The organism is Heliobacterium mobile, assembly GCF_009720735.1.
Taxonomy (GTDB): domain Bacteria; phylum Bacillota; class Desulfitobacteriia; order Heliobacteriales; family Heliobacteriaceae; genus Heliobacterium; species Heliobacterium mobile.
The window spans coordinates 1-309 of the sequence record NZ_WNKU01000151.1; the positions used below are offsets into that span (position 1 = coordinate 1).

Annotated in this window: 1 rRNA gene; it reads right to left on the reverse strand. The window is 55.0% G+C overall.

Going from position 1 to position 309, the window contains the following annotated elements:
* Positions 1-220: 220 nt before the first annotated feature.
* Positions 221-309 (reverse strand): 16S ribosomal RNA (locus GJ688_RS20225); the annotation flags it as partial.

Sequence of the window (309 nt, forward strand, 5' to 3'; positions counted from 1 at the left end):
GCTTTTCAACCGGTAAGTTTCTCCAGTCCCTCAAAATCAAACAGTTGTGTAGCGCTGCGTGCTAACCTTTCCGTTCGGACCTGCCCCATCTAGTCGCTTGCGAGATTACCTCGCTTGCAGTCTATTGGGAGGTCTCCGTCCGGTTCGACCTCGACATCTCACTGCATAGAGGTGACATCCCTTCACAGGGGTTACCCTCTACCGTGACGAGTCTCCATAGAAAGGAGGTGATCCAGCCGCACCTTCCGATACGGCTACCTTGTTACGACTTCACCCCAATCATCGACCCCACCTTCGGCGGCTGGCTCC